This is a genomic window from Streptococcus henryi DSM 19005, from assembly GCF_000376985.1.
Taxonomy (GTDB): Bacteria; Bacillota; Bacilli; order Lactobacillales; family Streptococcaceae; genus Streptococcus; species Streptococcus henryi.
Genome location: NZ_AQYA01000027.1, coordinates 53,193 through 77,782, shown reverse-complemented (window position 1 = coordinate 77,782; position 24,590 = coordinate 53,193). Strand labels below are relative to the sequence as shown.

At 40.0% G+C, this 24,590-nt stretch carries 29 protein-coding genes; 1 reads left to right on the top strand and 28 read right to left on the bottom strand.

The genetic code is table 11. The features are described 5' to 3' along the window. A partial coding sequence (locus tag F601_RS12835; RefSeq protein ID WP_026183091.1) for a transposase occupies nt 1–303 on the top strand: 303 nt, incomplete at its 5' end. A gap of 15 nt (nt 304–318) precedes the next feature. Here the strand turns inward: F601_RS12835 and F601_RS0103505 are convergent. From F601_RS0103505 to F601_RS0103370, 28 genes are all read right to left on the bottom strand, one after another. Continuing rightward, complete coding sequence (locus F601_RS0103505; protein ID WP_018164285.1) at nt 319–1,710, bottom strand: amino acid permease; 1,392 nt, start codon at nt 1,708–1,710, stop codon at nt 319–321. Between the two features lie 508 nt (nt 1,711–2,218). Then, the gene (locus tag F601_RS0103500) at nt 2,219–3,349 is read right to left on the bottom strand and encodes an acetylornithine transaminase (RefSeq protein WP_018164284.1); all 1,131 of its coding nucleotides are present in this window, start codon (nt 3,347–3,349) and stop codon (nt 2,219–2,221) included. A gap of 3 nt (nt 3,350–3,352) precedes the next feature. After that, nucleotides 3,353–4,090 carry an acetylglutamate kinase gene (argB, locus tag F601_RS0103495; RefSeq protein WP_018164283.1) on the bottom strand — a complete coding sequence of 246 codons (738 nt, stop codon included), beginning with the start codon at nt 4,088–4,090 and terminating at the stop codon, nt 3,353–3,355. Nucleotides 4,091–4,121: 31 nt separating this feature from the next. Further along, nucleotides 4,122–5,315: a bifunctional glutamate N-acetyltransferase/amino-acid acetyltransferase ArgJ gene (gene argJ / locus F601_RS0103490; RefSeq protein WP_018164282.1), complete on the bottom strand. Its 1,194-nt coding sequence runs from the start codon at nt 5,313–5,315 to the stop codon at nt 4,122–4,124. 16 nt (nt 5,316–5,331) lie between these two features. Next, nucleotides 5,332–6,354: an N-acetyl-gamma-glutamyl-phosphate reductase gene (argC, locus tag F601_RS0103485; protein ID WP_018164281.1), complete on the bottom strand. Its 1,023-nt coding sequence runs from the start codon at nt 6,352–6,354 to the stop codon at nt 5,332–5,334. A 140-nt stretch (nt 6,355–6,494) separates the two neighbouring features. Next, nucleotides 6,495–7,181: a CPBP family intramembrane glutamic endopeptidase gene (locus F601_RS0103480; RefSeq protein WP_018164280.1), complete on the bottom strand. Its 687-nt coding sequence runs from the start codon at nt 7,179–7,181 to the stop codon at nt 6,495–6,497. A 12-nt stretch (nt 7,182–7,193) separates the two neighbouring features. Continuing rightward, nucleotides 7,194–7,958 (bottom strand): DUF3169 family protein, encoded by a 765-nt coding sequence (locus F601_RS0103475; protein ID WP_018164279.1) that lies wholly within the window; start codon nt 7,956–7,958, stop codon nt 7,194–7,196. Further along, nucleotides 7,958–8,167: a helix-turn-helix transcriptional regulator gene (locus F601_RS0103470; protein WP_018164278.1), complete on the bottom strand. Its 210-nt coding sequence runs from the start codon at nt 8,165–8,167 to the stop codon at nt 7,958–7,960. The genes F601_RS0103475 and F601_RS0103470 overlap by 1 nt, the downstream gene beginning before the upstream one ends. Nucleotides 8,168–8,178: 11 nt before the next feature. Then, on the bottom strand, nt 8,179–8,517 hold the full coding sequence (locus F601_RS12640) for a hypothetical protein (RefSeq protein ID WP_018164277.1): 339 nt from the start codon (nt 8,515–8,517) through the stop codon (nt 8,179–8,181). 163 nt (nt 8,518–8,680) lie between these two features. Then, nucleotides 8,681–9,343, bottom strand: a complete 663-nt coding sequence (locus F601_RS0103460) for an amino acid ABC transporter permease (protein WP_018164276.1) — start codon at nt 9,341–9,343, stop codon at nt 8,681–8,683. Nucleotides 9,344–9,630: 287 nt separating this feature from the next. After that, entirely contained in the window at nt 9,631–10,485 is an 855-nt protein-coding gene (locus F601_RS0103455; protein WP_018164275.1) for a transporter substrate-binding domain-containing protein, read from the bottom strand. A 189-nt stretch (nt 10,486–10,674) separates the two neighbouring features. Beyond that, the gene (locus F601_RS0103450; protein ID WP_018164274.1) at nt 10,675–12,120 is read right to left on the bottom strand and encodes an amidase; all 1,446 of its coding nucleotides are present in this window, start codon (nt 12,118–12,120) and stop codon (nt 10,675–10,677) included. 26 nt (nt 12,121–12,146) lie between these two features. Next, nucleotides 12,147–12,881, bottom strand: coding sequence for a GNAT family N-acetyltransferase (locus tag F601_RS0103445; RefSeq protein ID WP_018164273.1), 735 nt, complete (start codon nt 12,879–12,881; stop codon nt 12,147–12,149). Nucleotides 12,882–13,046: 165 nt separating this feature from the next. Beyond that, nucleotides 13,047–13,676: an orotate phosphoribosyltransferase gene (pyrE, locus tag F601_RS0103440; RefSeq protein WP_018164272.1), complete on the bottom strand. Its 630-nt coding sequence runs from the start codon at nt 13,674–13,676 to the stop codon at nt 13,047–13,049. A 13-nt stretch (nt 13,677–13,689) separates the two neighbouring features. After that, on the bottom strand, nt 13,690–14,016 hold the full coding sequence (locus tag F601_RS0103435) for an inorganic diphosphatase (RefSeq protein ID WP_018164271.1): 327 nt from the start codon (nt 14,014–14,016) through the stop codon (nt 13,690–13,692). After that, complete coding sequence (pyrF, locus tag F601_RS0103430) at nt 14,009–14,701, bottom strand: orotidine-5'-phosphate decarboxylase (protein WP_018164270.1); 693 nt, start codon at nt 14,699–14,701, stop codon at nt 14,009–14,011. The genes F601_RS0103435 and pyrF overlap by 8 nt, the downstream gene beginning before the upstream one ends. Before the next feature lie 315 nt (nt 14,702–15,016). After that, nucleotides 15,017–15,490 (bottom strand): YbaK/EbsC family protein, encoded by a 474-nt coding sequence (locus F601_RS0103425; RefSeq protein WP_018164269.1) that lies wholly within the window; start codon nt 15,488–15,490, stop codon nt 15,017–15,019. Next, the gene (locus tag F601_RS0103420) at nt 15,471–16,415 is read right to left on the bottom strand and encodes a dihydroorotate dehydrogenase (protein WP_018164268.1); all 945 of its coding nucleotides are present in this window, start codon (nt 16,413–16,415) and stop codon (nt 15,471–15,473) included. Before F601_RS0103420 ends, F601_RS0103425 begins: the two co-directional genes overlap by 20 nt. A gap of 11 nt (nt 16,416–16,426) precedes the next feature. Continuing rightward, nucleotides 16,427–17,200 carry a dihydroorotate dehydrogenase electron transfer subunit gene (locus F601_RS0103415; RefSeq protein ID WP_447453196.1) on the bottom strand — a complete coding sequence of 258 codons (774 nt, stop codon included), beginning with the start codon at nt 17,198–17,200 and terminating at the stop codon, nt 16,427–16,429. Between the two features lie 274 nt (nt 17,201–17,474). Beyond that, on the bottom strand, nt 17,475–18,437 hold the full coding sequence (locus F601_RS0103410) for a hypothetical protein (protein ID WP_018164266.1): 963 nt from the start codon (nt 18,435–18,437) through the stop codon (nt 17,475–17,477). 188 nt (nt 18,438–18,625) lie between these two features. After that, nucleotides 18,626–18,943 (bottom strand): hypothetical protein, encoded by a 318-nt coding sequence (locus tag F601_RS0103405; RefSeq protein WP_018164265.1) that lies wholly within the window; start codon nt 18,941–18,943, stop codon nt 18,626–18,628. A gap of 37 nt (nt 18,944–18,980) precedes the next feature. Further along, nucleotides 18,981–19,625 (bottom strand): TIGR01906 family membrane protein, encoded by a 645-nt coding sequence (locus tag F601_RS0103400; protein ID WP_018164264.1) that lies wholly within the window; start codon nt 19,623–19,625, stop codon nt 18,981–18,983. Next, nucleotides 19,615–20,388, bottom strand: coding sequence for a TIGR01457 family HAD-type hydrolase (locus F601_RS0103395; protein ID WP_018164263.1), 774 nt, complete (start codon nt 20,386–20,388; stop codon nt 19,615–19,617). Before F601_RS0103395 ends, F601_RS0103400 begins: the two co-directional genes overlap by 11 nt. Before the next feature lie 98 nt (nt 20,389–20,486). Further along, on the bottom strand, nt 20,487–21,326 hold the full coding sequence (locus tag F601_RS0103390) for an SDR family oxidoreductase (protein ID WP_018164262.1): 840 nt from the start codon (nt 21,324–21,326) through the stop codon (nt 20,487–20,489). Between the two features lie 16 nt (nt 21,327–21,342). Continuing rightward, nucleotides 21,343–21,864, bottom strand: a complete 522-nt coding sequence (locus tag F601_RS0103385; RefSeq protein WP_018164261.1) for a DinB family protein — start codon at nt 21,862–21,864, stop codon at nt 21,343–21,345. 16 nt (nt 21,865–21,880) lie between these two features. Further along, nucleotides 21,881–23,404 carry an ABC transporter permease/substrate-binding protein gene (locus F601_RS0103380; RefSeq protein ID WP_018164260.1) on the bottom strand — a complete coding sequence of 508 codons (1,524 nt, stop codon included), beginning with the start codon at nt 23,402–23,404 and terminating at the stop codon, nt 21,881–21,883. Then, complete coding sequence (locus tag F601_RS0103375; protein WP_018164259.1) at nt 23,397–24,125, bottom strand: ABC transporter ATP-binding protein; 729 nt, start codon at nt 24,123–24,125, stop codon at nt 23,397–23,399. Before F601_RS0103375 ends, F601_RS0103380 begins: the two co-directional genes overlap by 8 nt. Then, complete coding sequence (locus F601_RS0103370; protein WP_018164258.1) at nt 24,122–24,571, bottom strand: MarR family winged helix-turn-helix transcriptional regulator; 450 nt, start codon at nt 24,569–24,571, stop codon at nt 24,122–24,124. Before F601_RS0103370 ends, F601_RS0103375 begins: the two co-directional genes overlap by 4 nt. Nucleotides 24,572–24,590 lie beyond the last annotated feature (19 nt).

The window sequence follows — 24,590 nt, the reverse complement described above, 5'->3', positions numbered from 1 at the left end:
CATAGCGAAGAAGGCTCTCGTATCTACGCCAAACGGAAAATCGATGTCGAACCCGTTTTTGGCCGATTGAAGAGTGTTTTTGGCGTTCGCAGAATTCACGTTAGAGGTAACCAAGCCGTCCAAACGGAAGTCGGCTTCCTCTTCATGAGCATGAATCTCACGAAATTGGCCAAGAATCTCGACTCTAAAACTTCACATACTCAAAAACCACACAGTGATTCTTTCATCTTGATTGTTTTCAAGACAGTAATCACTGTGTGGTTTTATTTTGAAGCTAGTTTTTGCCCAGACTCTCATATATAAATATAATAAGCTTAATTAATCATTAATCGTAGAATGTTTATAGCCATATCCAAAGTAAATAAGAACTCCGATGATTAGTGCAACGATAAATGCGATCCAGGTAATCAATTGATATTGGCTCATAAACATAAGACAAATAAGAATAGCTATGATTGGCAAGAAAGGAACAAAAGGCATTTTGAATTCTCCAGGCTTTGGTTGACCTTTTTGTTTTCTAAGTGCAATCATTGCAATAGCCAATAAAATCAGATAAGCCAGAGTACAAATATTTAAAAATTCCGCTAAACTAGCCATAGGTACAATCCCTGAGCAAACCATTGCAAATATACTAGCAACAAGTGTCGCATTTTTAGGAACCTTACTTTTTGGTGTGACCTGACTCAATGCTCTGGGCAATAAACCATCCCGACTAATACTATAAACCGTTCGGGCCAAAGCATATGTCATCGAAATACATACGGTGATCAGGGTAAGGATGGCAACAATTGAAACGTAGTTAGCTGCCCACCCCATACCTATTGTACGGAGTGCAAAGGCAACTGCATCAGATGTTTGTAACTGACTATAATGCACCATACCAGTCAAAATTAGGGTTACAACGATATACAGAGCTGTTACAATCAACAAAGAAAACGTAATGCCCTTGGGAACATTTTTCTGAGGTTTTTCAACTTCGTCTACTGCCATTGAGATTGATTCAAAGCCTAGGAAAGCAAAGAACATTAGGGATGCTCCAGCCATGATTCCTGTTTTACCTCCATAAAGCTGACCAAAGCCAAACGGAGCAAAATTTGACCAATTTTCAGTTTTAATGAAAAATAAACCAACAACAATAAACAGGGCTAAAGCTGAGAATTTTAAAATTACGAGAGCACTGTTAAATCTCATTGCTTTCTTAGCATCCATCAAAACGATTCCTGTAACCATAATCATAACAAGTACCGGTAAGAGATCAATAAAATGACCTTGACTTGGATTAAAGGTACCATTTAGTGCTGTCGGCATACTAACACCATAACTAGCTAGCAATCCTTTCAAATATGCACCCCAACCTGAAGCTACACTTGATACAGCCGACAAGAATTCCATGATGATGAGCCACCCTGCAATCCAAGCTGGAAATTCACCTAGCGTGGCGTAAATATAACTGTAAGCTCCGCCATTTGCAGGAATACGAGAAGCAAATTCTGCATAAAACAAGGCGAAAATTCCAACTGCAATGGCTGAGATGATGATGGAAAGAACTAGAGCTGGCCCAGCATAAGTTGCCGCTCCGATCCCTGTAATTGTAAAAATACCAGTACCAACCATTGACCCAAGGCCCAAGAAAATCAAATCATTAACTTTCAAACGTCGATTCATCTCAGTCTTATCAAAACTGGTATCTTTTTGTCGAAATATATTCACGTTATTCTCCAATGTGTTAAAGAAATTTACTAGATAATAGACTCAATTATTCTTATCATTAACTTTAAAAACTCCAAAAAGGACTATAATAAAAAAGTTTGAGTATAAAAACACACAACTTATATAGTTTATCACATCTAGAGGCCTCTTGTAAATGGTTTTCTTTATTTAGTCAAAACAAAAGAGGATGGGAAAAAAACCTCAACCTCTATAGTATAGTTCGTAGTAACATCAAAGCGCAGTAGCCTAGTGGGAGGGAAAGAGCCTGGGGAGAGACTCTTTCAGCCCGAACCTAGAAATGAGGACGTGAGGGAAACTCTTTTGTTAAGATACAAAGCCGTTAAGCGACACAAGGCAAAATAGGAAACGCAACGACGGCGCTTACGTCTAGGCGTCGTTTATACCTAAAGGTATCCACACCTGAAATCAGCTGAAGCTGAAACAGTTGCGTATTTTTTTGCACAGTGTCATAGTCGAGTTCAAGTTCTGTCCCACTCCCAAATAAGTGTTACTCAAAAACAGATTTTAAAATCTCAACGCCTCTTGAAATTTCTGTTTCTGTTAATGTAATTGGCGGCAAAAGTCTAATAACATTTGTACCAGCTGTGAGGACAACCAGCCCCTTGTCACGAGCCTCAGCAACAAGCTGTCCCAGGTCCTCACTTGTTTCTATCCCAATCATGTAACCCAAAGCGCGGATTTCTGTAACTTTTTGATTATTAGAAAGGGCAGATTGAAGTTGACTGACCAGACTTTGAGCATGTTTGGCTACAGAGCCAAAGAAATCAGGTTCAATCATCACATCAAGTGTTGCTGATGCAGCTGCCATAGCTAATTTATTACCACCAAAGGTTGACCCATGGCTACCATAAGAAAAGGCATGACCAAGTTCAGATTTAGCCAGCATAGCTCCACATGGAACCCCATTAGCCAAGCCTTTAGCAAGAGTAAAAATATCTGGTTCAATTCCATAATGTTCAAAAGCAAAAAGCTTTCCAGTTCGACCCATTCCTGTTTGAACTTCATCAACAATCAAGAAGATACCATTATCTTTACAATATGTTGCCAATTCTGTGATAAAAGTTGCATCAGCAGGTTTAACCCCTGATTCACCTTGAACTAACTCTAGCATAATAGCTGCGGTATCTGTAGTCATTAGGCTTTTGACACTGTCTAAATCATTAAATGTCGCATACTTGAAATGGGGTACCACATCACCAAAACCTTCTTTGATTTTATCTTGACCTGTTGCCGACATAGAACCAAAAGTACGTCCATGGAATGAATTAATAAATGTAATAATCTCTTGTTTCCCTGAAGCTTTACGAGCAATCTTGATAGCAGCCTCATTAGCTTCAGCGCCACTGTTACAAAAGAAAGCCAAATAGTCTTTATCTCCCGCAAGCTTAGTCGCAACTTCTTCTTGCAGGCTATTTTGATAAAGATTAGGCTGATGCCACATCTTCTCAGCCTGCTTCATCAAAGCAGCATTAACTTGTGGATGAAATCCTAGATTAGTTACACCAATACCTGATGAAAAATCTAGGTATTTTTTTCCGTCTGTATCAATTAAGTTGTTGCCTTCGGCCTGAACAAATTCAATGTCAGCTCTTTTATAATTTTGAAATAGTTTGGACATATTTTAATCCTTCCCAATCCAAGTTCCACTGGTAAGGTTGTCACCAATCAAAACTTGACCTACGCCTGCTTGGACTGTCTTTGCAGCTGATTCAATTTTAGGAATCATCCCGCCGGTGATCACTCCTTGATCAATTTTTTCCTGCACCGCTTGAACACTCAAGCTATCTAGCACAGCCCCATTTTCCAAAACACCTTTAACATCAGTCATAAGGATCAGTTGATCTGCTGAAAGTGCCGTTGCTACAGCTGTCGCTAGATAATCTGCATTGATATTTAGGAGTTCTCCATCTTTGCTGTAGCCTAGTGAAGCTAGAACTGGTATCATATCATCAGACAACATTTGCTCCAAATAGGCACTTTGAATATGGCTTACCTCTCCAACATAGCCAAATGTCTCTTGATCGAGAAATTCTGCCTCAACGACCTTTTCAAGATCAGAAAGAAGCTGAACGCTATCAACACCCGATTGATTAAGTTTTTTTGTCAAATCTTTACCAACGATATCAAGCAAGGCACGTTCAACCAAAACCATATCAGATTTACTCGTAACACGGAGTCCATCTATCTTTTTAACTGCAACCTTGTGGTCCTTCATTAACTTGTTAATGGCAAATCCACCGCCATGCACAATCACAAGATGCTTACCGGCCTCTTTCCAAGCCTTAACTTGTGCGATAAAATCTAAACTCAGCTGTTGGCTGGCTACGCCACCAATTTTGATTACTATTGTTTCTTTCATCTTATTTCCTTTTTTGAAAATAGCAGAGCTTCTATGTACGATATAGGGCATTGATTTTGACATAATCATATGACAAATCACATCCCCATGCCATTCCTTCTGCTTCGCCTGCATGTAAATCAACAGTTATCTTGATTTCATCTGCCTGCATCACATCCTGCATTTCTTCATCATCAAATGTAACTGGACTCGATTTCAACATAACTGGAACATCAGCTAGATAAATATCAACATCATCCACTGGCACTTCGACACCTGCATAACCAACTGCAGCTAAGATACGTCCCCAGTTAGGATCTTCGCCAAAAATCGCTGTCTTCACAAGGCTTGAACCAACAACAGATTTGGCCATCATTCTAGCATCCAAGGCATTCGGAGCATTTTTCACTGCCACTTCGATTAGTTTAGTTGCTCCTTCACCATCTTTTACAATTTTCTTAGCTAAGTCTTGCATGACAAAATTCAACATAGCAGAGAATTTTTCAAATTCAGGTGTATCAGGTAAGATTTCTGTATTTAAGCTACAGCCATTTGACATAACCAGAACCATATCATTCGTTGAGGTATCGCCATCGACAGTGATTTGGTTAAAGGTTGTTTCTACATTTTGACTTAGTGCTAACTGTAATGTCTCACTCGAAATATTGGCATCACAAGTAATGAAAGCAAGCATAGTTGCCATATTTGGGTGAATCATACCAGAACCTTTTGCAGTACCTGCCATAGTCACCTCATCACGACCAAACATTTCAGTAACCGCAACCATCTTAACACAAGTATCTGTTGTTAAAATTGCCTTAGAAAAGTCATCGGAATTCCCATTGACAACAAGTTTTGACAAACCACTTTTTAAAGTGTCCATCGGAAGCAAGTCTCCAATAACACCAGTTGATGCAATACCAACTAAATCTGCCTCTACATTCAATTTTTCAGCTGCCCATTTTTGCATTGTGAGGGCATCCTCCATACCTTGAACACCTGTACAAGAATTTGCAACACCTGAGTTAACAAGAACAGCTTTCATCTTTTGTGCTTTTTGAACAGAATTTCTTGTCACTATAAGTGGTGCAGCAATAACTTTATTAGTAGTGTAAACCCCAGCTACACTTGCTGGTACTTCAGATACAATCCAACCAAAGTCTAATTTTTTCTTTTTAAAACCTGCATGTAAGCCATCCGCAGAAAATCCTAAAGGACTTGCAATATTTCCATTAATTGATTTCATATTATTTCTTCTCTTCCTATAAGTAGCTCGGTGTTTTAGTAAAACCCAAATCTTCTGGCCATCCCATCATTAAATTAAGATTCTGAACAGCCTGTCCAGCAGCGCCTTTAACCAAATTATCAATAACTGCAATGACAGTTAAGACATTAGTTGTTTGGTTGTAATCAAAACCAATATCCGTGAAATTTGAGCCAATAACATTATGAAGTTCTGGTAAATCCTTTTGTATTCGGACAAATGGTTTGTTAGCGTAAGCATCTTGGTAGATCTTTTCAATTTCACTTTCTGAAAGTGGTTCTTTTAACTTGACATAGCAAGTCGCCATAATACCACGATTTACTGGAAGTAATGACGTTGAAAATTGGATATGATCTAGATTGTTATCAAATTCTTTTAATTCTTGAACAATTTCTGGAATATGTTGATGCTTGTTAAGTTTGTAAGTCACGTAGTTATCGTGAACGTTGACAAAGTGACTAGATTCACTCAAGGCCTTACCAGCTCCAGTTAAACCAGATTTAGCGTCAACAATGATACTATCAAGATCAATAATCTTTGCTTTAACAAGCGGAGCTAAAGCTAATTCAGTCGCTGTCGCATAGCAACCTGGATTTGAAATGAACTTCTTGCCATGAATATCCGAGAACTCTGCTAATGAATATGTAAATTTATTCAAAATCTCTTCACTAGCCGGTGTCTTTTTATACCATTTTTTGTATATTTCTGCAGGCAAACGATGATCTCCTGAAATATCAATAACCGGGAAATCTGCTTCAACGAATGCTTTTGTAAGCTGACTTGCTACACCAGACGGTGTTGCAAAAAAGACTAAATCAGATTTGTCCATAATAGATTCAGCATCAAATGCTTCAATCTCTAAATCGCATACTCCAGATAAATGAGGATAAAGGTCAGATAGTCGTCGGCCAATTTCCTTAGTAGCATGGATAGAAGCAATCTCAACATTTTTATGATTATTCAATAGTTTAACTAACTCAAGACCACTATAGCCTGTAATACCAACGATTGATACCTTCATTTTATTCTCCTTTTGTATAAATATGTATTATAGTTTAATGTATTTTTATTCATATGTCAAGAAGAAATATAAAAAAAATACCCAAAAATGAGTATTTTCACAACTTTTTTCATCTTGTTCTGAAATTTTGCTCTGCTATTTTACAAGCCCATCAAAAGAAAAACAATTGCAGATGGTAAATTATTCAATATATGTACTAAAATTGAGTCTTTGATATTACCTCGACGTTGGTAAGCTAAATAAAGAATAAAACCAATACAGAAGTAGAGACAGAATTCAAGGACTGTTGTGGCATGGGGTAAGGCAAAAACTGCCGTTGTAACTAGACCAGGTAAGAGTCCAAGTTTTCCTTTGAATATTAGAGCAGTTGGATAGGCACGGTAAGCCATTTCTTCGATAATAGGACCAAAAATACCAACTAAGAGACAGTAGATCAATGTGAAACCGAAAAATCCACCTTCAAAGAGACTAGTTAAACTTTGAAGAGCTGCATCATTAGCTGTAGTCTCTTGACCAGTCAGACTTTGAATAATCAAAGTACCAGCAATGGCTACAACACGCGCGGCTAGAAAATAGAGAAAAGCGATACCGATATCTTTCATTCCCATTTTTTGCTCTACATGCTTGAGGGGAGCTTTTTTCTCATATGCTTTCCAAAGCAAGGTGATTACTACTCCTATAAAGATAACATATGCAATAACCACGAGCCATTTGAGACCTGCTCCAAATTTATCCTGAATCATTAATAATCTCATAGGGAGGATGTTACAAAAGAGCGAAAGAATAATAAGCCCTAGAACTTTAAGTACTTGCACAACTTGTTTCATGAGAGTCTCCTTTTATTTATAATAATCTTTTGTCATTTTAAAGTTTTTAATTAAGATATAGAGGTGAATGACAGCAGCAACCAAGATGCCTGTCATCTCAACTTTCTGAGTAATAAGTGACCAGAAAAACAAAGTAATATAAATGGCAGGTAAAATCACGCCACTTAAATTCATAACAACATCAAAAGTCATTTTATAATTAGCTTCAAGCTCTGCTTCATCCAATTGCATGATATTACTTTTCAACTCTTTCAAAGTTGGCGCCAAGGGCATTTTTATATCTCGAATACGACTATAGACTTTGAGAATATAGGATTGAAAAATACCAGCAGCCATCATAACGATAAAATCAAAAATGGGAAAAGTCATCTTAGCCTGGTCAGGACTTAGTGATACTTTAAATGATAAAAGTAAAGCGACAAGTGAAATCACAACCGTAACACTATTCAAAATAGTTGCATATGAATGGTTACGATTCATTTGTCTATAGAGTTCTTCCGACTCTTCCTCATCCATAGCTAAATAAGACTTATAATCTTTAAGCACAGTGACGATAAAGTAAACAGATAATAGCAGTGACAAAAGATAAGCAACTCGTAATGGGATGATTAGTGCAGAGATAACTGTTTCTTGCTCAAAAGGTAGGCCATTTTCAATAATATTAAAATGTCCCATGCCAAAGCCAATTCCACCACCAATGACTGCCCCGATTGAACCGCCAATAAGAAATTGTTTGGCTAAACGTACAAATGTTCCACTTTGTTTTTTTGCTTTCATTATTCTTCCTCTTCTAGTCTAAAGACGTTTTCTACTGGTTCACCAAAAATTTTAGAAATTTTAAGTGCAATTACAATCGAGGGGGTATATTCATTTCGCTCAATCAAACTTACTGTTTGCCTTGAAATGCCGGCAAGCTTAGCAAGTTGGGTCTGATTTATACCTTCTCTAGCCCTTAATTCTTTAAGTCTATTTTTAAGTACTACCATATTTAACACACCTACTTCTCTGCCATTATTTGGCGTCTGATAGCTTTTATTTCATCAAACGGAACGTATTTCTCAATAATATTCCCTTTTTTATCACTACGAGATAAATAAATCCACTCCTCATCAGCATCGAGCACCTCCCACTCAACACTTGCCTCATCAGCAGTTATTACAAAAGCTTTCTGGCCGACTAAATTTTTGATTAATCTTGACATACTCGTATCTCCTTTTGTTTTACGCTTTAGTTTTTTTAATTGCTTTTCCAGCTTACTACACTTATTTTGATTAGTAATTGCAATGATAAAAGCAAAAATTGCTAAAGGAAAACCAATCATTCCAAATACTTCCATGCTTGCCTCCTTATTAATTTTTACAATCTCATTGTAACACATCATTTTATTTATGACAAGTATAATAGTCATAAATATTATAATCTTTGTCATTCTTATAAAAATAAAAAATCTGAGCCAAAGCTCAGATCATATATAGTTTGTATCTTTATTTTGTATCAAACTAGGAATTTGTTAATGACAACTCCTTTTCGATATAGCCTTGAGCTCTCTCCACTAAAAAGCAAAGCAACCAATAGATAAAAGCAACCAGTACATACATTGACATGTAATCCCATTCGCGCCCTCCTACAATTTTGGCATTCTGAAAAATATCAGGAACCGTAATCATGGCAGCAAGCGAAGAACTTTTTATCATATCAATAACCACATTACCTAATGGCGGAATAGCAATTCGAAGAGCTTGAGGCAGAATAATATGTCTCACTACAGTTGCATAAGGGAGCCCTAATGCACGCGCTGCTTCCCATTGACCCAAATCTACCGCAGCAATAGCAGAACGAAAAATCTCCGAAATATAGGCCGAACTAACGAAACTAAAGCCAAGGTAGGCACATAGCAGAGCGGGTAACTGTAGTCCAAAGTATGGTAGTCCAAAATAGAGCATAAAGAGCACTACTATCATGGGAACTCCTCTCATGGTTGAGACATAAACAGTAACTAAAGCTTTTAGAAATGCTGATTTAGAACGTCCCATCAAGGCCAATATTAGACCACCAGTAATCCCAGTCAAAAAACTAAGTGCAGAAATGCCCAAGGTATAGGGCAGTCCTGACAAAACAAACCAAAAGCTATCAAGCATCAAGGGAAAATTGATAAAGCGCATAGAACCTCCACTTTCTAATTCTTTCACATTCCCCAATAGAACAAAAATAAACAAACTCTTTTTCTATTGAAGTATGCCTCCTACAACTATAAATAGAGCCTGGAACAAAAGTGTCCCAGACTTATTTTCTTTCAAATACTAGCCATAAGGTATGCATTACAGGTTGACACCAGCACTAGTGAATTATACTCAATGAAAATCAAAATTAGAGAAAGCAGGCCGATATAGACTTGCCTGATGCTAGGCAATGGGGCTTAACGACCTATCATTTTGATTTTCTAAGAGTACTAATCAACATCAGAATAATCAACCACTGGTAAATCAGAGAAATCACCATCAATTGACACATCTTGACCGCCAAAGAATTCTTCAGATAGTTTTGTCAAGGTACCATCCTCACGCATAGCTTCAAGTTGCTCATTCATTTTTTCTTGTAGAGTCGTATTGCCTTTTTTGATGGCAAAGTTTGATTCTGATGGATTGAAGTAAACACCTTCGAGGATTTTGACTGGGATATCAGGCAGGGCTGTAAGAGCCATCTTTTGCAAGTAATAATCGTTAACAATTAAATCAGTACGACCATTAGCCACATCTTGCAGGTAAACATCATTGGTCACATTGTCATAAATAACCAATTCAGCACCATATTTTTTGGCGACTTTCATATACCAGGTTGTTGAAGCACCCGCAGCTTTTTTACCTTTTAAATCTTCTAACTTACTAATTCCTGAATTGTCAGACTGACGGACAATCATAGAACCATGTGAGTATTTGTGAGTTGAGGTAAACAAGAACTTGTCAGCATTACTACTTTCTTTATCAATTGAGTAACCAGCAATATCAATTTGACCGCTTTCTAGAGCTGCAAGCATGCCATCAACGTTCATTTCTTCAAATTTAACTTCCAAATCTAAACGTTTGGCAATTTCTTTGATGATTTCAACGTCATATCCTGTCAAGGCATTATCTTTATCATGGAAGGACTGTGGGTAAAGTGTTCCTGAAGTCGCAACCTTTATAAGACCAGCTTCTTGGATAGCATCCCATTGACTATTTCCATCAGCTGTCTGATTATTATTTGAACAAGCAACTAGGAAAACAGTTGCTAGAAATGTAAAGACTGTAAAAATTTTTTTGAACATAAATCGATCCTTTATCCTTTTATTGTAAATCCTAGCAATTTTCAAAATGAGTTTGAATTTCATTTGGAAGCATTTACAATTTTAGAATACCTGATTGATTCATAACTTGCAATCAATATGCTTGTGACTTTCTTCTCATACTTAAGCACAATAAAAGGAAGTCCAAGATTTACCTTTCATTAAAGACTTTTACATAAATTTGCCTTGATTTTCAAATAGCTGAGCTACTTGCAGGAGAAGGTCTTCTCTACCTTTAGCTGCAGTCAACTGAATCCCAATTGCTAAGCCATCCTCTCTTCTGTGTGTTGGCAAGCTGATTGAGGGCTGTCCTGTTAAATTAGCCTGTTGCGTAAAAGGTGTCAAGGCCAGACTTTCCGCAAACATATCCCAAATGAGTTCCTGCTGCCTTTCCTGTCCAAAATCAGCCATATGGAAGAGGTCATTTTTCAAACGTTCACTTAGGTCAAATTGACCGTGTTTAGGAGCTACTCCCGCTGCTGTTGGAGTCAGAATTAAATCGTATTTCTTATGGAATTCAGCCATAATATGGCTATAAATATCCCATTGAGAAATGATTCTAGAATAATCCTTGGCTAGAATGGATTGGCCGCTCTTGTAAATAGCCCAAGTCATTAGCTCCATGTCATCAGCTGTCATCTGACGCCCTAAGCTAGTCTCAATGTCATCAAACATAGCTGCTGTTTCGACACTGTTCATGACATAATAGCTCTGCATAGCTTCAATGCCTTCAAATGGATAATTGGTCAGTTCTTCAACCTGGTGGCCTTCTTGTTGGAGAAAGAGCGCCGCGTCTTTTGTTGCTTGCTTGGCTTCATCTGATACAGAGCTGCCGATTGGTGACTTGGTCAGCACAGCAATTCTTAAAGGACCTTTTAAATCTGAAAAAATATCATTTCTAGACAAAATTGGAAGAGGAAAGGGGCTCTCCAGCTGACTGATTTGGAAATGATAAAGCAGGTTTTTAGTATCGCGGACGGACTTAGTCAGAGCGAAATTGACAGAAGCTCCCTGCCAACCTCGAAACGAGGACGGACCTACCGGTATACGGCCACGTGTTGGTTTTAGGCCAATCAGACCATTGAAGCTGGCAGGAATTCTGATGGAACCACCACCATCGCTGGCTGGAGCGATTGATACCATATTTGAAGCCAAGCTAGCAGCTGCTCCACCAGAAGAGCCTCCTGCATTACGAGAGGTATCGTCAGGGAGGTTGACCAAACCATGAAGACTGCTATCACTGATGTTTTTGAAGCCAAATTCAGGGGTATTGGTACGTCCTAGAACGATGAAGCCTAAATCTTCTAATGCCTTGGTATAATTGCTAGACTCCTTGGCTTGATAGTTTTTAAAGAGCCTTGAACCAGATGTCGAAGTTTCGCCAGCCTGCTCCTGACCTAAATCTTTAAGCAGGATTGGTACACCAGCAAAGGGGGTGTTTGAAAAATCTCTATCCTCAGCCTCCTTAAGCGCTCTTTCATAGCGCTTGCTTACGACAGCATTGAGCTTTGGATTGAGCTCTTCTATTTTTGAAATGGCCTCCTCGACCAACTCTTGGGGCGAAACCTCACCTGACCTCACTGCTTCCGCTTGGGCACTTGCATCTACAAATGTCATAGATATCTCCTCATCATTTTTTCAGATTAACTTTTTAAAGCTGTCCAATAATAGCTCACTTCTTTATAACCCTGATGCTGATACATATCTCGATTTTCTTCCTCAGCTATGAGGATTACCTTTTCATATCCCTTACTGGCGGTCAATTGCAGAGCTGAACCGATACCCTTGCCTCTATAATTTTCATCAACAGCAAAGTCATCAATTTCAACATAATCCCCATAAAACCAGGCAGTGACATCACCGATAATATGATTCTTCTCCATAGCTAAGTAAACCTTAGAACCATTAGTTAGCATATGACGCTCATTGTCTAATTTCATTTGATCAGCATATTCTTTACCGTAAGGTAAAGCTTGCTGGTATTTATATTCCACATAGGCTGGTAAAGTTTCTTCAGTCAATTGAGCAATCCTGATATCTCCAAGATCTCGCTTTCTGAGGGAAAGATTATCTAAGAGGTTGGTAAAGATGATATGTTTTTCAAGCTCAAAACCTTGATCTGATAGGTAGGCTTTTATATTATCATCTAGCTCTGCCATTTCTGCAAAAAAGATAAAAGCATAGTTGCTTTTATAGTCTTTCTGCTCATTGGCGAGGTAGGCTAAATCACTTTGGAATTCTGCTAAATCAGGCATGGTTTTGTAACTTAAATAATTGGCAAAATAACGCTCGGAAGTGACTGGATTTTTGAAGTGCTTGAAACGTGTGTTCTCAAAATAGACCACTTCACCAGATTCCAGCAAATTCTTGTAGTTCATTCATTTCTCCTTTGGATATTTTCTTAAAGAATGAAAAAAGGGTGGCAGATAACTCAAATATACCATCAGAGTTTCTTCTGTCACCCTCGCAAAACCCATAAAATGAAATCTATAGGTACTTGATCAGTAAGTTGGAAGTCAGGTTTGACCCAGCCTCTAACTCCTTTAGTTCTGCCAATTTTCTTGGTCAGCTTTGAATTTCTTCAATAGTTGCAAGCCATCTGCAGTTACGTAGCCTTGAACTTTGGCAACCTTGATGAGTTCAGTATAGTTTGAAAGAGTCACCAATTTAACACCAGCTTCTTCAAAGTTTTTATCAGCTTTAGGCAATTCATAAGTGAAAATTGCCACTACACCAAGAACATCTGCTCCTTCGCGTTTTGCAGCAGCCACAGCATCAAGAACTGATCCACCAGTTGAAATCAAATCTTCGATGATAACCATTTTTTGTCCCTTAGTCACACGACCTTCGATTTGGTTTCCGGCACCATGATCTTTTGGTTTAGAACGAATATAAGCAAATGGCAAGTTCATCTTATCAGCAATAATGGCACCATGAGGAATACCTGCTGTCGCTGTTCCTGCAATCACTTCCACTTCAGGAAACTCTTCTTTGATTTTTTCAACAAAGCCATTTTCAATTAGGGTACGTGTTTCAGGGTAAGAAAGGGTGATGCGGTTATCTGTATAAATAGGTGATTTAATACCAGATGCCCATGTAAATGGATCTTCAGGTTTGAGGTAAACTGCCTTGATGTCAAGAAGGTCAGATGCGATTTGTGTTGCTAAAGTCATAATTGTTCTCCTTTTATAAAAGTTCAATCCAAGAATTAAAATATTGTTCAATAAACTGCGTGCAATCAATAATGGTCTGCTCTGTCACTTTTTCACCAGCTGAAGTCAAGACCCATTTGTCTTCGGCATCATCTGTTCGGTGAATAATAGCTGCAAGCTCTCCCTCAAAACGTTCAAGTGGGGTAGTAACCTGCTTAGAGATAATATAAACGTCCTGTTCTTCTCCATCTCCACCAAGCAATCCTGGAATATAGCCGTAATTGATAGGATAGATGTTTCCAAATTTATCCTGATAGCCCATCGGCCTGTCCATGACAGCTCTCAACATTTCCCTAGCCATTCCACTCTTCCTTAATGGCTTTATAGGCAACTAGTGGGTCTTCAGCTTGAGTGATTGGTCGGCCAACGACAATATAGTCTGAACCAATTGCTTGTGCATCTGCAGGTGTCATAACACGTTTTTGGTCGCCAATAACAGAGCCCGCAGGACGAATTCCTGGAGTTAAACAGATGAAGTTTTTCCTAGTCGCCTCTTTGATAGCCTTAACTTCATGAGCAGAGCAAACCACACCATCAAGTCCTGCCTCCGCAGTCTTCTGTGCATAATGAACAACGGATTGAGCTAGGCTTGTTTGGATATTCTGATAGTCCTGCATTTGTTCTTCAGATGTTGATGTTAGTTGAGTAACCGCAATCAACTTAGGACCTTGTCCCAAACCTTCACGCGCAGCCTTCATCATCTCAACACCACCAGCCGCATGAACATTGGTCATATCAACGCCCAAGTTTGCCAGCACAGCCATTGCCGACTTAACCGTATTGGGAATGTCGTGTAATTTGAGGTCTAAGAATACCGAATGTCCTAGTGATTTTACATAGCGGACAATCTCAGGACCAACTGCATAATAGAGCTCCATACCGATTTTGACATAGAGTTTTTCCTCTTCTGGGAAGAGGGCTAGAAATGTTTTGACATCCTCAAAAGTTGGAAAATCAAGAGCAATCACAGGGCGAGTTTCACGCATAATCGATGATACCTATTGGCCTTAAAAATCCGTATAAAAATAGAAAGTTGATTAAGAGTCATCAAAGATTCTAGAGAACTTATCTTTTTCACTAGGATTTTAGCCCGAGTTCGAATGAACCCATTCCTTTCTATTGGCTATAAAGAAAACCCTGCCAGAGGGCAGGGTTCCACAAAAGATGGGTACACTACTACCCATTTTTTTCCGTGAACCTTCCGCCGCCTCTCTGGACGCAATTAAAGGTTTTCAATTTTGTTTATTATATCTTTTTTTAATGGTTTAGTCAAAGAATTACCTAGTTTTCACTAAGCTTAGCTATTCAATAAATAGTTTTATGAAATCAGGATAAGTTAAAAGAAGTGTCTTATCATTGCGTGCAGGATGAAAACCAAGAGTATTCTGTTGATTAATGGCAACATCTAGGACAAGTTTAACAGCCTTTTCAGGGGGAAATAGCAGAGCAAATGGACTTACTGTACCAACTGGCAGCCCAAGAGTTTCCATTACGAGATCTGCTGATGCAAAATGAAGTCTGCCGCTATCCAATTGACCAGCTACTACTTTTAAATCAACCTCTTTATCTGCAGGGGTGACTAATAAATAAAAACATGTTTCCTTGCGATTTGTCAAAAGGAGATTTTTTAGTGCTTGTCCCTCGAAAGTAAAATTAACCTCAGAAACTCTTGTAATCGGATGATGTTCAATTACTTTATAATTAATACCATTTTCTGTCAATAACTGATAAACAGCAGCTTCTGTTATTCCAAATCTATTTTCCAAGTAGGTCATGCTTTACTTCCTGGCGCAAAGTTTCTAAATCACTAATGCCATACTTATCCATTACCACAGGAAGGCAGTCAATGATATTAGGACAGGCATAAGGGTCAGTAAAGTTTGCAGTCCCAACTCCAATTGCTGACGCTCCGGCAATCATCATTTCAAGTGCTGCTTCAGCTGAATCGACACCTCCCATTCCAATAATTGGTAAGTCAGATGCAAGAGCAACTTGGCGAATTAATTTTAGCGCTACAGGAAAGACTGCTGGACCCGACATGCCGCCTTGACCATTTGCGATAATGGGCTGACGTGTTGCCAAGTCATAACGCGTTCCCACTAAAGTGTTAATCATGGTAAAGCCAGTTGCCCCAGCCTCTTCAACTGCTTTAGCTACACTTGTAATATCAGCAACACTAGGAGTCAGTTTAACATAAACAGGCACCGCTGAATTTTCCACACTAGCTTTGACCGCTGCATAGGCCAATTCAGGTACTTGTCCAATCAGAAGCCCAGCATTTCCATGATCTACGTTGGGACATGAAATATTGAGCTCGATAGCCTTAACATTTTCAGCTTGTGAAATCTTTTCTGAGACATAGGCATACTCGTCATTTGAAAAACCTGCGACATTTGCAATAATTGGCAAATTAGGAAAATGCTGAGCTAACCAAGGTAACTTTTCAGACAAGACTGCATCAACCCCAGGATTTTGAAGTCCGATAGCATTAAGCATGCCTGATGGAGTCTCTGCAACTCGTGGTGTCGGATTGCCAAAGCGAGGATTTTGTGTAGTAGCCTTAATCATGATTGAGCCTAATTTATCTAAATCATAATATTTGGCATATTCCTGACCAAATCCGAAACAGCCAGAGGCAGGTATAATAGGATTCTTTAATTCAAGCCCTGGAAGGCTGACAGCTAAGCGATTTTTTGACATGACTAACCTCCTTACAAGACAACACTGCCTGTTTCAAAAACAGGACCATCTTCACAGACACGTTTGTTGGCAGCTTCATTTTGATTACGCAAATGAACCACGCAAGCATAGCAAGCCCCCATGCCACAGGCCATACGAGATTCCATTGACAAGTAGGCATGAGGGTGGTTTTCAAATTTCTTATCGACATACTTGAGCATGCCAGGTGCTCCGCAGGAATAAACAGCATCCGCTACCCAATCAAAAGTGTCAATTACTGTTGAGACATATCCCTTAATACCATAAGAGCCATCATCAGTAGTTACATAGACATCCCCGTAGAGGCGCAGCTTTTCTTCCAAAATGAGAGCATCCTTGTTAGCAAAGCCAATGACTGAAGTAACCTCCACTCCTTTAGCTTTCAATTGTTTTGCCGTTTCAACTAATGGTGGGACGCCGATACCACCGCCAATCAGGAGAGCTTTCTGCCCTGCTTCAAGAACTGATAGGTCAAAGCCATTTCCCTGAGGTCCCATGGTATCAACCTTATCACCAGCTTTTAGTTGTGACAAAATAGCCGTTCCAGCTCGCTCAACACGGTAAACAATGGTCGCCTGATTATTTTTCCTGTCAATCTCACAGATAGAAATCGGTCGACGGAGAAGTTTACTTGGGTCTGGGACACGTAGATGTAAGAATTGCCCTACCTTCATATCCTGAACCATCTCACCACTTAATACCATTTCAAAAATCTTAGGCGCAATTTCACGTTGACTGACAATGGTTAGATCTTCTTTCAAAACCATTGCTTTCTTCTCAAAGTTGGGATTCATTATGACCTCCATTTTTCTGACAAAAAAACCTTACCCAGAGGGTAAGGTCACATGAAATGGACGGATAAATCCACCATTTACCTAAATGCACTAAATTTTTGCAATTCTAGAAGTCATTTATGTAAATCAAAGGCAGAAAAAATCCTGTCGGTTGCTTCTTGTAACCTTTGCAGCCTCTCTGGACCAAATTAAAGGTTTTTAAATTTTTTCTATTATAGCTTGTATAGCACTGATTGTCAAACAAAAATTAATCATATGCTTGATAAGTGTACATGAAAATAGATGTTTTTTTGAATAAATTCTTAGTTTTAAGCTCAGACATTAAAGCTTCAAATCTACTGTCCTTCATAAGTAAATTGAGTCCATAAACTACTAGATAAATTGGAGGTTCTGTAGCAGTTTCCTCAGTAGCATTTTTCTTAAGTCGTTCTTCCATTTCATCTACAATTTCTTCTATGTAAACTAAACTAGTAGAAATATCATCAGAAATCCCTTTAAAACGGTTAAAAGAATTATATAATTCAATTTCTTTTTCTAACTCATCTTTTGCATCTATTACATATACTTGCCCACCACCGCTATCGAAGAGGTAATGTCTAAATAATTTCACAACCTCTGAACGTTCAGCAACTTCATATTTCTGTTCTTCCTCAGACTCTTCCTCTTCATCTTTGAAGCCTTCAGGTACCATAGCATCAATTTTTTCCAATAATTGCTCTTTACTTAAGCGTTTAGGCTGTAAATTAACCTTAAACGGATCAAGAAGAAATGTTTCCTCAGACTCCTCTTTTAAAGAAAGGTTGATGAGTTTGAGGGATGAGAAAACATCTGCTAAAACTCCGAAAATATGTGGACGATCGTCACCTAAGATTTCTTGAAAAACTGATTTAGACTGACATGTCTGTAGAATATTATCAATTCCTCTGACCCAGGTTCCTACGATATCTAAAGAATGATTCATCAGTTTAAAAGATGCTTCATCATACCAAAATGTTGATCGAATCAATTTTTCCTGTTTACTTAGCAACTCAATCGTTGCTAGAATATCCCCTAGCTCTCTTTGAATATCAATAACAGAAAATGAATTTCCCAACAACGAAGGTGTTTTTTCAACTAATATAATCTCGTCTTTAAACAGCGTTAAATAATGAATACTAACAAGTAATTTTTGAATTAATAATTGATGGCTAGTCTGTGCTGCTTTCTTCATTTTTTACACCGCTTCCTCTTCACTGCAAAACAAATTTATCTTACTTATAAATATATCACATCAACCATAAATGGGCAATGGATTCCCAAGTGAAACATTATTTTTTCACTTTGATAAATCAAGTTAAATTTTAAAGTTTATTAATTTGTTTTTATAATGTTTCCAGTGATAAAGATGAAAATAACTAGCTAGCAAATGAGTAAAAAGATGAGAATTGGAATGAAAACGCAGACTAAAACAAAAGTCAGTAATCGCGCTATTTTGTTACGAGGGTTAAGCCCCCACCCTATTCCGATTAATCTCGAAATGAAAAAAGGCTGATTAGCAGAAATCTCATCCTTAGGTATCATAATGACCAGAATACCTTGGTTGACTAAAACCATGATTAAGATAGCAACGACAATTTTTGAATCTGATACTAGCTTTTCGTTGAGACACCTAGCAATAATAACTAGTATTAGAATACCAAAAAATAATTTATTTAACTTGACTAGATATTTTGCCATAAAAACCTCTCCAAAACCAAGGTATTTCAATACTAAGTTAATTTAGGTGCATTTTCCTAACTTTTAATTCATGTTTTCCTAAAACAACAATGCCCCAGATCAAAACTTCGTAAAAGACAAAGAAGATTATAAAACAATGTAAGAAAAAGGTTTCTGGTAAAACCAGAATGATTGGATCCGTTGCTGGATCAAATAGCCAGTTTGTTGCACCAGGGAATAGAACTTGGTGAAAAAGAGTAAAGAAAGTATCAAAACCAAGTAAAAGTCCCATAAGACCAATCAAAATTGGGGTGAGAGCTGCAAATACAAAAAACTTTTCATAAACAAAAATTGACTTTCTTTTTATGTTCTGACAAAAGAAAGATAGTGCAGGCATTAACAACACAAGAAATACAGCTTGTGCTAGCTGAAATAGAAATTTCACATCTTGAAAATGCTTGAGTCCATCGCTTGAGGATGGGAAGTGTGGCATATCTAACTTACCTACAAAAGGATTTGTAAGATAATTGAGTAAGATATTATAATCTTCAAGAATCTCTTGTTTAGACAGGGAAATGTATGAGGTTAAATTTAGCTCTCTTATTTCCATAGGATAAATAAGCCATGCAGTATAAATCGTTGCTAGTATCGCTAGAGAAAGTAACCAAAACCAAGAACTCAGTGTATGTAATCTATTTTTCATTGAAATCCCACTCATCTAAACTTGATAGGACATAGTCTGGTTGAACTGGAAGATGTGGAACTTCTTCCGCTTTGGTAAAGCCAGTTGTTACTAGAAGTGTAGCAATATCATTCTTAATACCAGCCATAATGTCAGTTAAGTAATTATCACCTACCATAATGGCTTCTTGGCGAGGAATTCCTAAAACTTCAAGCGATTTGTTCATTATGATTGCCTTGGGTTTTCCAATGATGATTGGATCTACTCGAGTTGCTGATTGAACAAGCGCAATAAGAGAGCCTGCTCCTGGCATAAGACCACGTTCTGTTGGGATATTCAAATCAGGGTTTGTTCCGATGAAAACAGCTCCTCTTTGAACAGCTAAAGTTGCAATCGCTAATTTTTCGTAGGTCAAATCCGTATCCAAGCCAACTACAACGTATGCAGGATTTTTAGTATCTTCAACATAACCTGCTTCGCATATCGCATCTTTAAGACCTTTTTCACCAATTACATAGACCGTTTTTCCCTTATTGAGTTCATTCATATAATCTACGGTCGCCATAGTTGCAGTGTAAATTGTCTCAAGTGGCGTGTTGACATTGAATTGGCTCGCCAACATCTCTTGAACCATCTGTGGTGTACGCGTAGTATTATTTGTCACTAAAAGGTAAGGGATCCCTTTTTCCTGTAGCCTTTCTATAAAACGCTCCCCTGCCGGAATACGATCCTTCCCTTTATAAATCGTACCATCTAAGTCAATTAAGTAACCTTTATATTTCACTGTAATCCTCTTTCTAACTTCTTAAACAAGCTAATTTTACTAAAACTATTCTATCACAAAACAACATTTAAAAATAGGATTGAGCCAATAACTCAATCCTATGACTTACTATTATGTTTCAATAACTCTGCCAAGCTCGTTGCCGGTCTTCCTAGCACGCGCTCGATATCTCCTGACACCCCAGCCTGCTCGCCAGCAGCAATGGCCGTGTAGGTTGAGACCCAGCTATCATACTCCCAGTCTTCTGCTTGCCAAGCTCTGCGGGATTCATAGGCCTCCTCAATAGTCTCCTCAACATAGACAATCTCCTTGCCCCAAGCCTGACTAAGCTGCTCTGCCATTTGCCCCAAAGAAAGCTCCTCGGGACCTGTCATATCTAGAGTTTGGTTCTCCCATTTTTTAGGGTTTTGGAGAATGGCTAGCGCAACGCTGGCCACATCTTCCCGAGCTACGGCCGAAACCTTGCCGTCAGCAGCCGGACCCTTGATATAGCCGTAGCCACGCGCCAAGTCCACAAAGAAATCCAGGTAGAAGTTATCGCGAATAAAGGTGTAGGCAAAGCCCTGCTCCTTGATGTAGCTTTCTGTCGCCGCATGGTCACGGGCCAGGGTAAAGGTGGAATCTGGAGCAGCATTGTAGAAACTGGTGTAGATGATGTGCTCCACACCTGCAACTTTGGCCGCATCAATCAGGTCCTTGTGCTCCTGGACCCGATTGACCGATTCACGACCCGAAACCATAAAGAGCACCCTTGCTCCCGTCAGAGCATCAATGGTGGTTTGGCTCTTATCATAATAGGCCTCATGGATGCTGGTATGTGGCAGAACTTCAACAGCCTCAGGACGGCGGGCCAAAAGACGAGCAGGAATGCCAGCTTCTGACATGCCACGTGCCAACGCACCACCCAATTTTCCGGTAACACCTGTTAGTGCAATCATGGTATTTTCCTCTATTCTAGTCTGTCAAACCGAGCAAACGTCTTGCGTAGAAAACCTGGCCTGAATGCATGGTGACATCATCCAAGGTTGAGACCAAGCGAACCCCACGGGTCACCGCTGGTGTCCAAGACTCATCCACAATATCATCCAGGTCACTTTCTTGCAGGCTTTGGATGTAAGCCACAGCCTGGTCTCTCGCTGCCTCAAAATAGGCAAAGAGGGTATTAAAGCTGTCAACCGTGATGGTTTGAGCTTCCTCCAAGCTGTGAATCCAGCTAGGATTTTTGGTTTTGTTTTCTGGTAAGTTTTCCTTCCAACCTTGCTGGTAGAGCCATTCTGTGCCGGCCAATTCCGCAATCTGGACATCCAGCACCAAGGCTGTGTGCCAAAGAAGCCAGGTCATGGATTTGATTTGGGGAGCCATCTCAGCTGCCGGAAAGGCATTAGCCTGCTCCACCGTCACCCCTTCAAAGGCACGTTGGAAACGGGCCACTGCCCGTTCTAAATCATCAATTAATAAGTCTTTAAATCTTGTCATGTGATCACTTCTTTCTTTAATTGACCAATCCCGCTTCAAGCAGGTAGTTATGAGCCACTTCTTGGGCTGACTTGCCTTCCACATCCACCTGATAGTTCATTTCTGACATCTGACTTTCTGTGATTTGACCAGCTAGCTTATTGAGGACCGCTTCTAGCTCTGGGTATTTTTCCAGAAGCTCTGCCCGCATGAGCGGTGCTCCTTGATAGGGGGGGAAGAGCTGACGGTCATCTTCCAAGACCACCAGGTCGTACTGCTTGATTTGGCTATCTGTGGAGTAGGCGTCAATAAGATTGACATCACCTGTTTGAATGGCCTGGTAGCGAAGGGCAGGCTCCATAGTGTTAACTGTGATCTTAAGACCGTAAAGCTCTTGTAGGCCAGGATAGCCATCTGCCCGGTCATTAAATTCTAAGGAGAAGCCTGCCACCAGCTTGTCCTGAATAGCAAGGAGGTCTGAAATCTTGGTCAGCTGATTTTCTTCCGCAAATTCCCTGGTCACCGCCAGAGCATAGGTATTCTGATAGGCCATTGGTTTCAAGAGCACCAAATTATCCTGCTCCAAGATACCATCCCGGGCTGCTTCAAAGACCTCTATTGGGTCATTTGACAGCTGGGGTGGATTGGTCAAAAGGGACCCAGTTACCGTTCCCGTAAACTCAGGATAGATGGCAATATCACCAGCCTTAAGGGCTTCATAGAGGAAGCTGGTCTTGCCAAAAGAAGGCTCCAGCTTGACCTTGACATCCATTTCCCCCTCGATTAGCTCCTTGTACATGTTAATCAAAATTTCCGGCTCTGCCCCCAGTTTACCTGCGATGACGATGGTCTCCGTTTTGCTTTCACTGCTTTTGACAAAAGCTGGCGCGTAGGTGGCAAAGAGTCCCAAGACCATGATGGCAAAGGAGGCCACGATGGTTCTCAGCTGCGCTTTTTCCAAAAGTTTGATAAGGGCATTAAAGAGGACAGCAAGAAGTGCCGAGGACAGGGCCCCAATCAGGATGAGGGAGCTGTTGTTGCGGTCGATGCCTAGCATGATGAAGGCACCAAGCCCGCCTGCCCCGATGAGGGAAGCCAGGGTGGCGGTTCCGATGACCATAACAGCCGAAGTCCGAATCCCAGACATGATGATAGGGAGACTGATAGGAATCTCAAAGGTCTTGAGCCGCTCCCACTTGGTCATACCAAAGGCCGTCCCCGCTTCGACCAAACTAGGGTCAATGCTGTCCAGGGCTGTGATGGTGTTCTGCATGATGGGAAAGAGGGCATAAATGACCAGGGCCACTACCGCAGGCAGGGTCCCAATCCCCATGAAGGGAATGAAGAGTCCCAGAAGGGCCAGAGAGGGGATGGTCTGAAAGACGCCGGTCACTTGGAGGGAGGCTTCCGCTAGGCGCTTGCTCTTACTGAGTAGGATAGCTAGAGGGACTGCAATCAGGATAGCTACCAGCAGGGCCATGAGGGAAATCTGCAGGTGCTGTATCAGAGCTGTCACCCAATCGGCAAAGCGGTCTTGAAAGGTTGTAAGTAACTTAGTCATGGGCCACACCTCCAAACAATTCTGCCACAAAGTCGTCAGCTGGAGCCTGTAAAATCTCCTCTGGAGAAGCTAACTGGACGATTTTTCCCTGATTGAGGACCGCAATCTTATCCGCTAGCTCCAAAGCCTCACGGACATCGTGGGTCACAAAGATAGTGGTCATGCCAAACTCCGCATGCAAGTCCTTGGTCAGGGCCTGCAACTGCTCCCTGGTGATAGGGTCCAGGGCTGAGAAGGGTTCATCCATAAGAAGGAACTTGGGCTCTCCAATAATGGCCCTTACAATACCCACACGCTGCTGCTCCCCGCCTGAGAGGTCCTTGGGATAGCGATTCAGATAATCTGCGGCTGGCAGACCGACCTTATCTAGGAGTTCGGCCGTCCGGGTCGCAATTTTCTCCTTGTCCCAACCCTTCATTTTGGGAATGAGGGCAATATTTTCAGCCACCGTCAGATTGGGAAAGAGAGCGATTTGTTGAAGAACATAGCCCATGGACAAACGGAGTTGTCGCAAATCTAACTGGTTCTGCTGGGTCCCATCAATCATAATTCGACCTTCTGTCAAATCAATAAGGCGGTTAAGCATCTTAAGAATTGTCGTCTTACCGGACCCAGAAGGTCCAACCAAGACTAGAAATTCGCCATCTGCAATGTCAAAGGATTGATTATCAAGTACAGTCTTGGTTCCAAAGACTTTGGTCACTTGGTCAAATGTTATCATAGCTTCTCCATTTCTTCTTTTAAAGCATGGTTATACTTGGCGGTCAGAGCCAAAAGAGTCTCCTGCTCTTTGGGGCTTAAAACCTCAATGGCTGTCTTTTCTATCTTATTTAGGGGTTGGATAATGCTGTCCGCATAGGCCTGACCAGCTTCAGTCAATCGTATCAGTTTATGGCGTTTATCCCTAGGGTTTTCAAGGAGCTCAACATAGCCCTTGTCCCGCCAATTTTTAACAGTAGCATTTACCACCTGCTTGCTAGAATAGGTCCGCTCTGCCAGAAACTTCTGAGTCACATAGCTACCATGAGATTTGGGATAATTGGCTACCCAGAGCAGGAGTTGCAAGGACTTATTTTGCAGGCCATACTGCCTAGCAAAGTATTCATAAAGGGAGGCCTGTTGGTCCATTATACGGACATAAGGTTTCACTTGTGACTCATTTATCATAAAATTTCCTTTCAGTTTC

Coding starts and splice junctions, on each gene's coding strand:
- F601_RS0103500 (WP_018164284.1), bottom strand. CDS start 3,349: ATGTCCAAACTATTTCAAAATTATAAAAGAGCTGACATTGAATTTGTT.
- argB (WP_018164283.1), bottom strand. CDS start 4,090: ATGAAAGAAACAATAGTAATCAAAATTGGTGGCGTAGCCAGCCAACAG.
- argJ (WP_018164282.1), bottom strand. CDS start 5,315: ATGAAATCAATTAATGGAAATATTGCAAGTCCTTTAGGATTTTCTGCG.
- argC (WP_018164281.1), bottom strand. CDS start 6,354: ATGAAGGTATCAATCGTTGGTATTACAGGCTATAGTGGTCTTGAGTTA.
- F601_RS0103480 (WP_018164280.1), bottom strand. CDS start 7,181: ATGAAACAAGTTGTGCAAGTACTTAAAGTTCTAGGGCTTATTATTCTT.
- F601_RS0103475 (WP_018164279.1), bottom strand. CDS start 7,958: ATGAAAGCAAAAAAACAAAGTGGAACATTTGTACGTTTAGCCAAACAA.
- F601_RS0103470 (WP_018164278.1), bottom strand. CDS start 8,167: ATGGTAGTACTTAAAAATAGACTTAAAGAATTAAGGGCTAGAGAAGGT.
- F601_RS12640 (WP_018164277.1), bottom strand. CDS start 8,517: ATGGAAGTATTTGGAATGATTGGTTTTCCTTTAGCAATTTTTGCTTTT.
- F601_RS0103460 (WP_018164276.1), bottom strand. CDS start 9,343: ATGCGCTTTATCAATTTTCCCTTGATGCTTGATAGCTTTTGGTTTGTT.
- F601_RS0103455 (WP_018164275.1), bottom strand. CDS start 10,485: ATGTTCAAAAAAATTTTTACAGTCTTTACATTTCTAGCAACTGTTTTC.
- F601_RS0103450 (WP_018164274.1), bottom strand. CDS start 12,120: ATGACATTTGTAGATGCAAGTGCCCAAGCGGAAGCAGTGAGGTCAGGT.
- F601_RS0103445 (WP_018164273.1), bottom strand. CDS start 12,881: ATGAACTACAAGAATTTGCTGGAATCTGGTGAAGTGGTCTATTTTGAG.
- pyrE (WP_018164272.1), bottom strand. CDS start 13,676: ATGACTTTAGCAACACAAATCGCATCTGACCTTCTTGACATCAAGGCA.
- F601_RS0103435 (WP_018164271.1), bottom strand. CDS start 14,016: ATGGCTAGGGAAATGTTGAGAGCTGTCATGGACAGGCCGATGGGCTAT.
- pyrF (WP_018164270.1), bottom strand. CDS start 14,701: ATGCGTGAAACTCGCCCTGTGATTGCTCTTGATTTTCCAACTTTTGAG.
- F601_RS0103425 (WP_018164269.1), bottom strand. CDS start 15,490: ATGACCTACTTGGAAAATAGATTTGGAATAACAGAAGCTGCTGTTTAT.
- F601_RS0103420 (WP_018164268.1), bottom strand. CDS start 16,415: ATGTCAAAAAATCGCTTAGCTGTCAGCCTTCCAGGGCTTGAATTAAAG.
- F601_RS0103415 (WP_447453196.1), bottom strand. CDS start 17,200: ATGGTTTTGAAAGAAGATCTAACCATTGTCAGTCAACGTGAAATTGCG.
- F601_RS0103410 (WP_018164266.1), bottom strand. CDS start 18,437: ATGAAGAAAGCAGCACAGACTAGCCATCAATTATTAATTCAAAAATTA.
- F601_RS0103405 (WP_018164265.1), bottom strand. CDS start 18,943: ATGGCAAAATATCTAGTCAAGTTAAATAAATTATTTTTTGGTATTCTA.
- F601_RS0103400 (WP_018164264.1), bottom strand. CDS start 19,625: ATGAAAAATAGATTACATACACTGAGTTCTTGGTTTTGGTTACTTTCT.
- F601_RS0103390 (WP_018164262.1), bottom strand. CDS start 21,326: ATGATTGCACTAACAGGTGTTACCGGAAAATTGGGTGGTGCGTTGGCA.
- F601_RS0103385 (WP_018164261.1), bottom strand. CDS start 21,864: ATGACAAGATTTAAAGACTTATTAATTGATGATTTAGAACGGGCAGTG.
- F601_RS0103380 (WP_018164260.1), bottom strand. CDS start 23,404: ATGACTAAGTTACTTACAACCTTTCAAGACCGCTTTGCCGATTGGGTG.
- F601_RS0103375 (WP_018164259.1), bottom strand. CDS start 24,125: ATGATAACATTTGACCAAGTGACCAAAGTCTTTGGAACCAAGACTGTA.
- F601_RS0103370 (WP_018164258.1), bottom strand. CDS start 24,571: ATGATAAATGAGTCACAAGTGAAACCTTATGTCCGTATAATGGACCAA.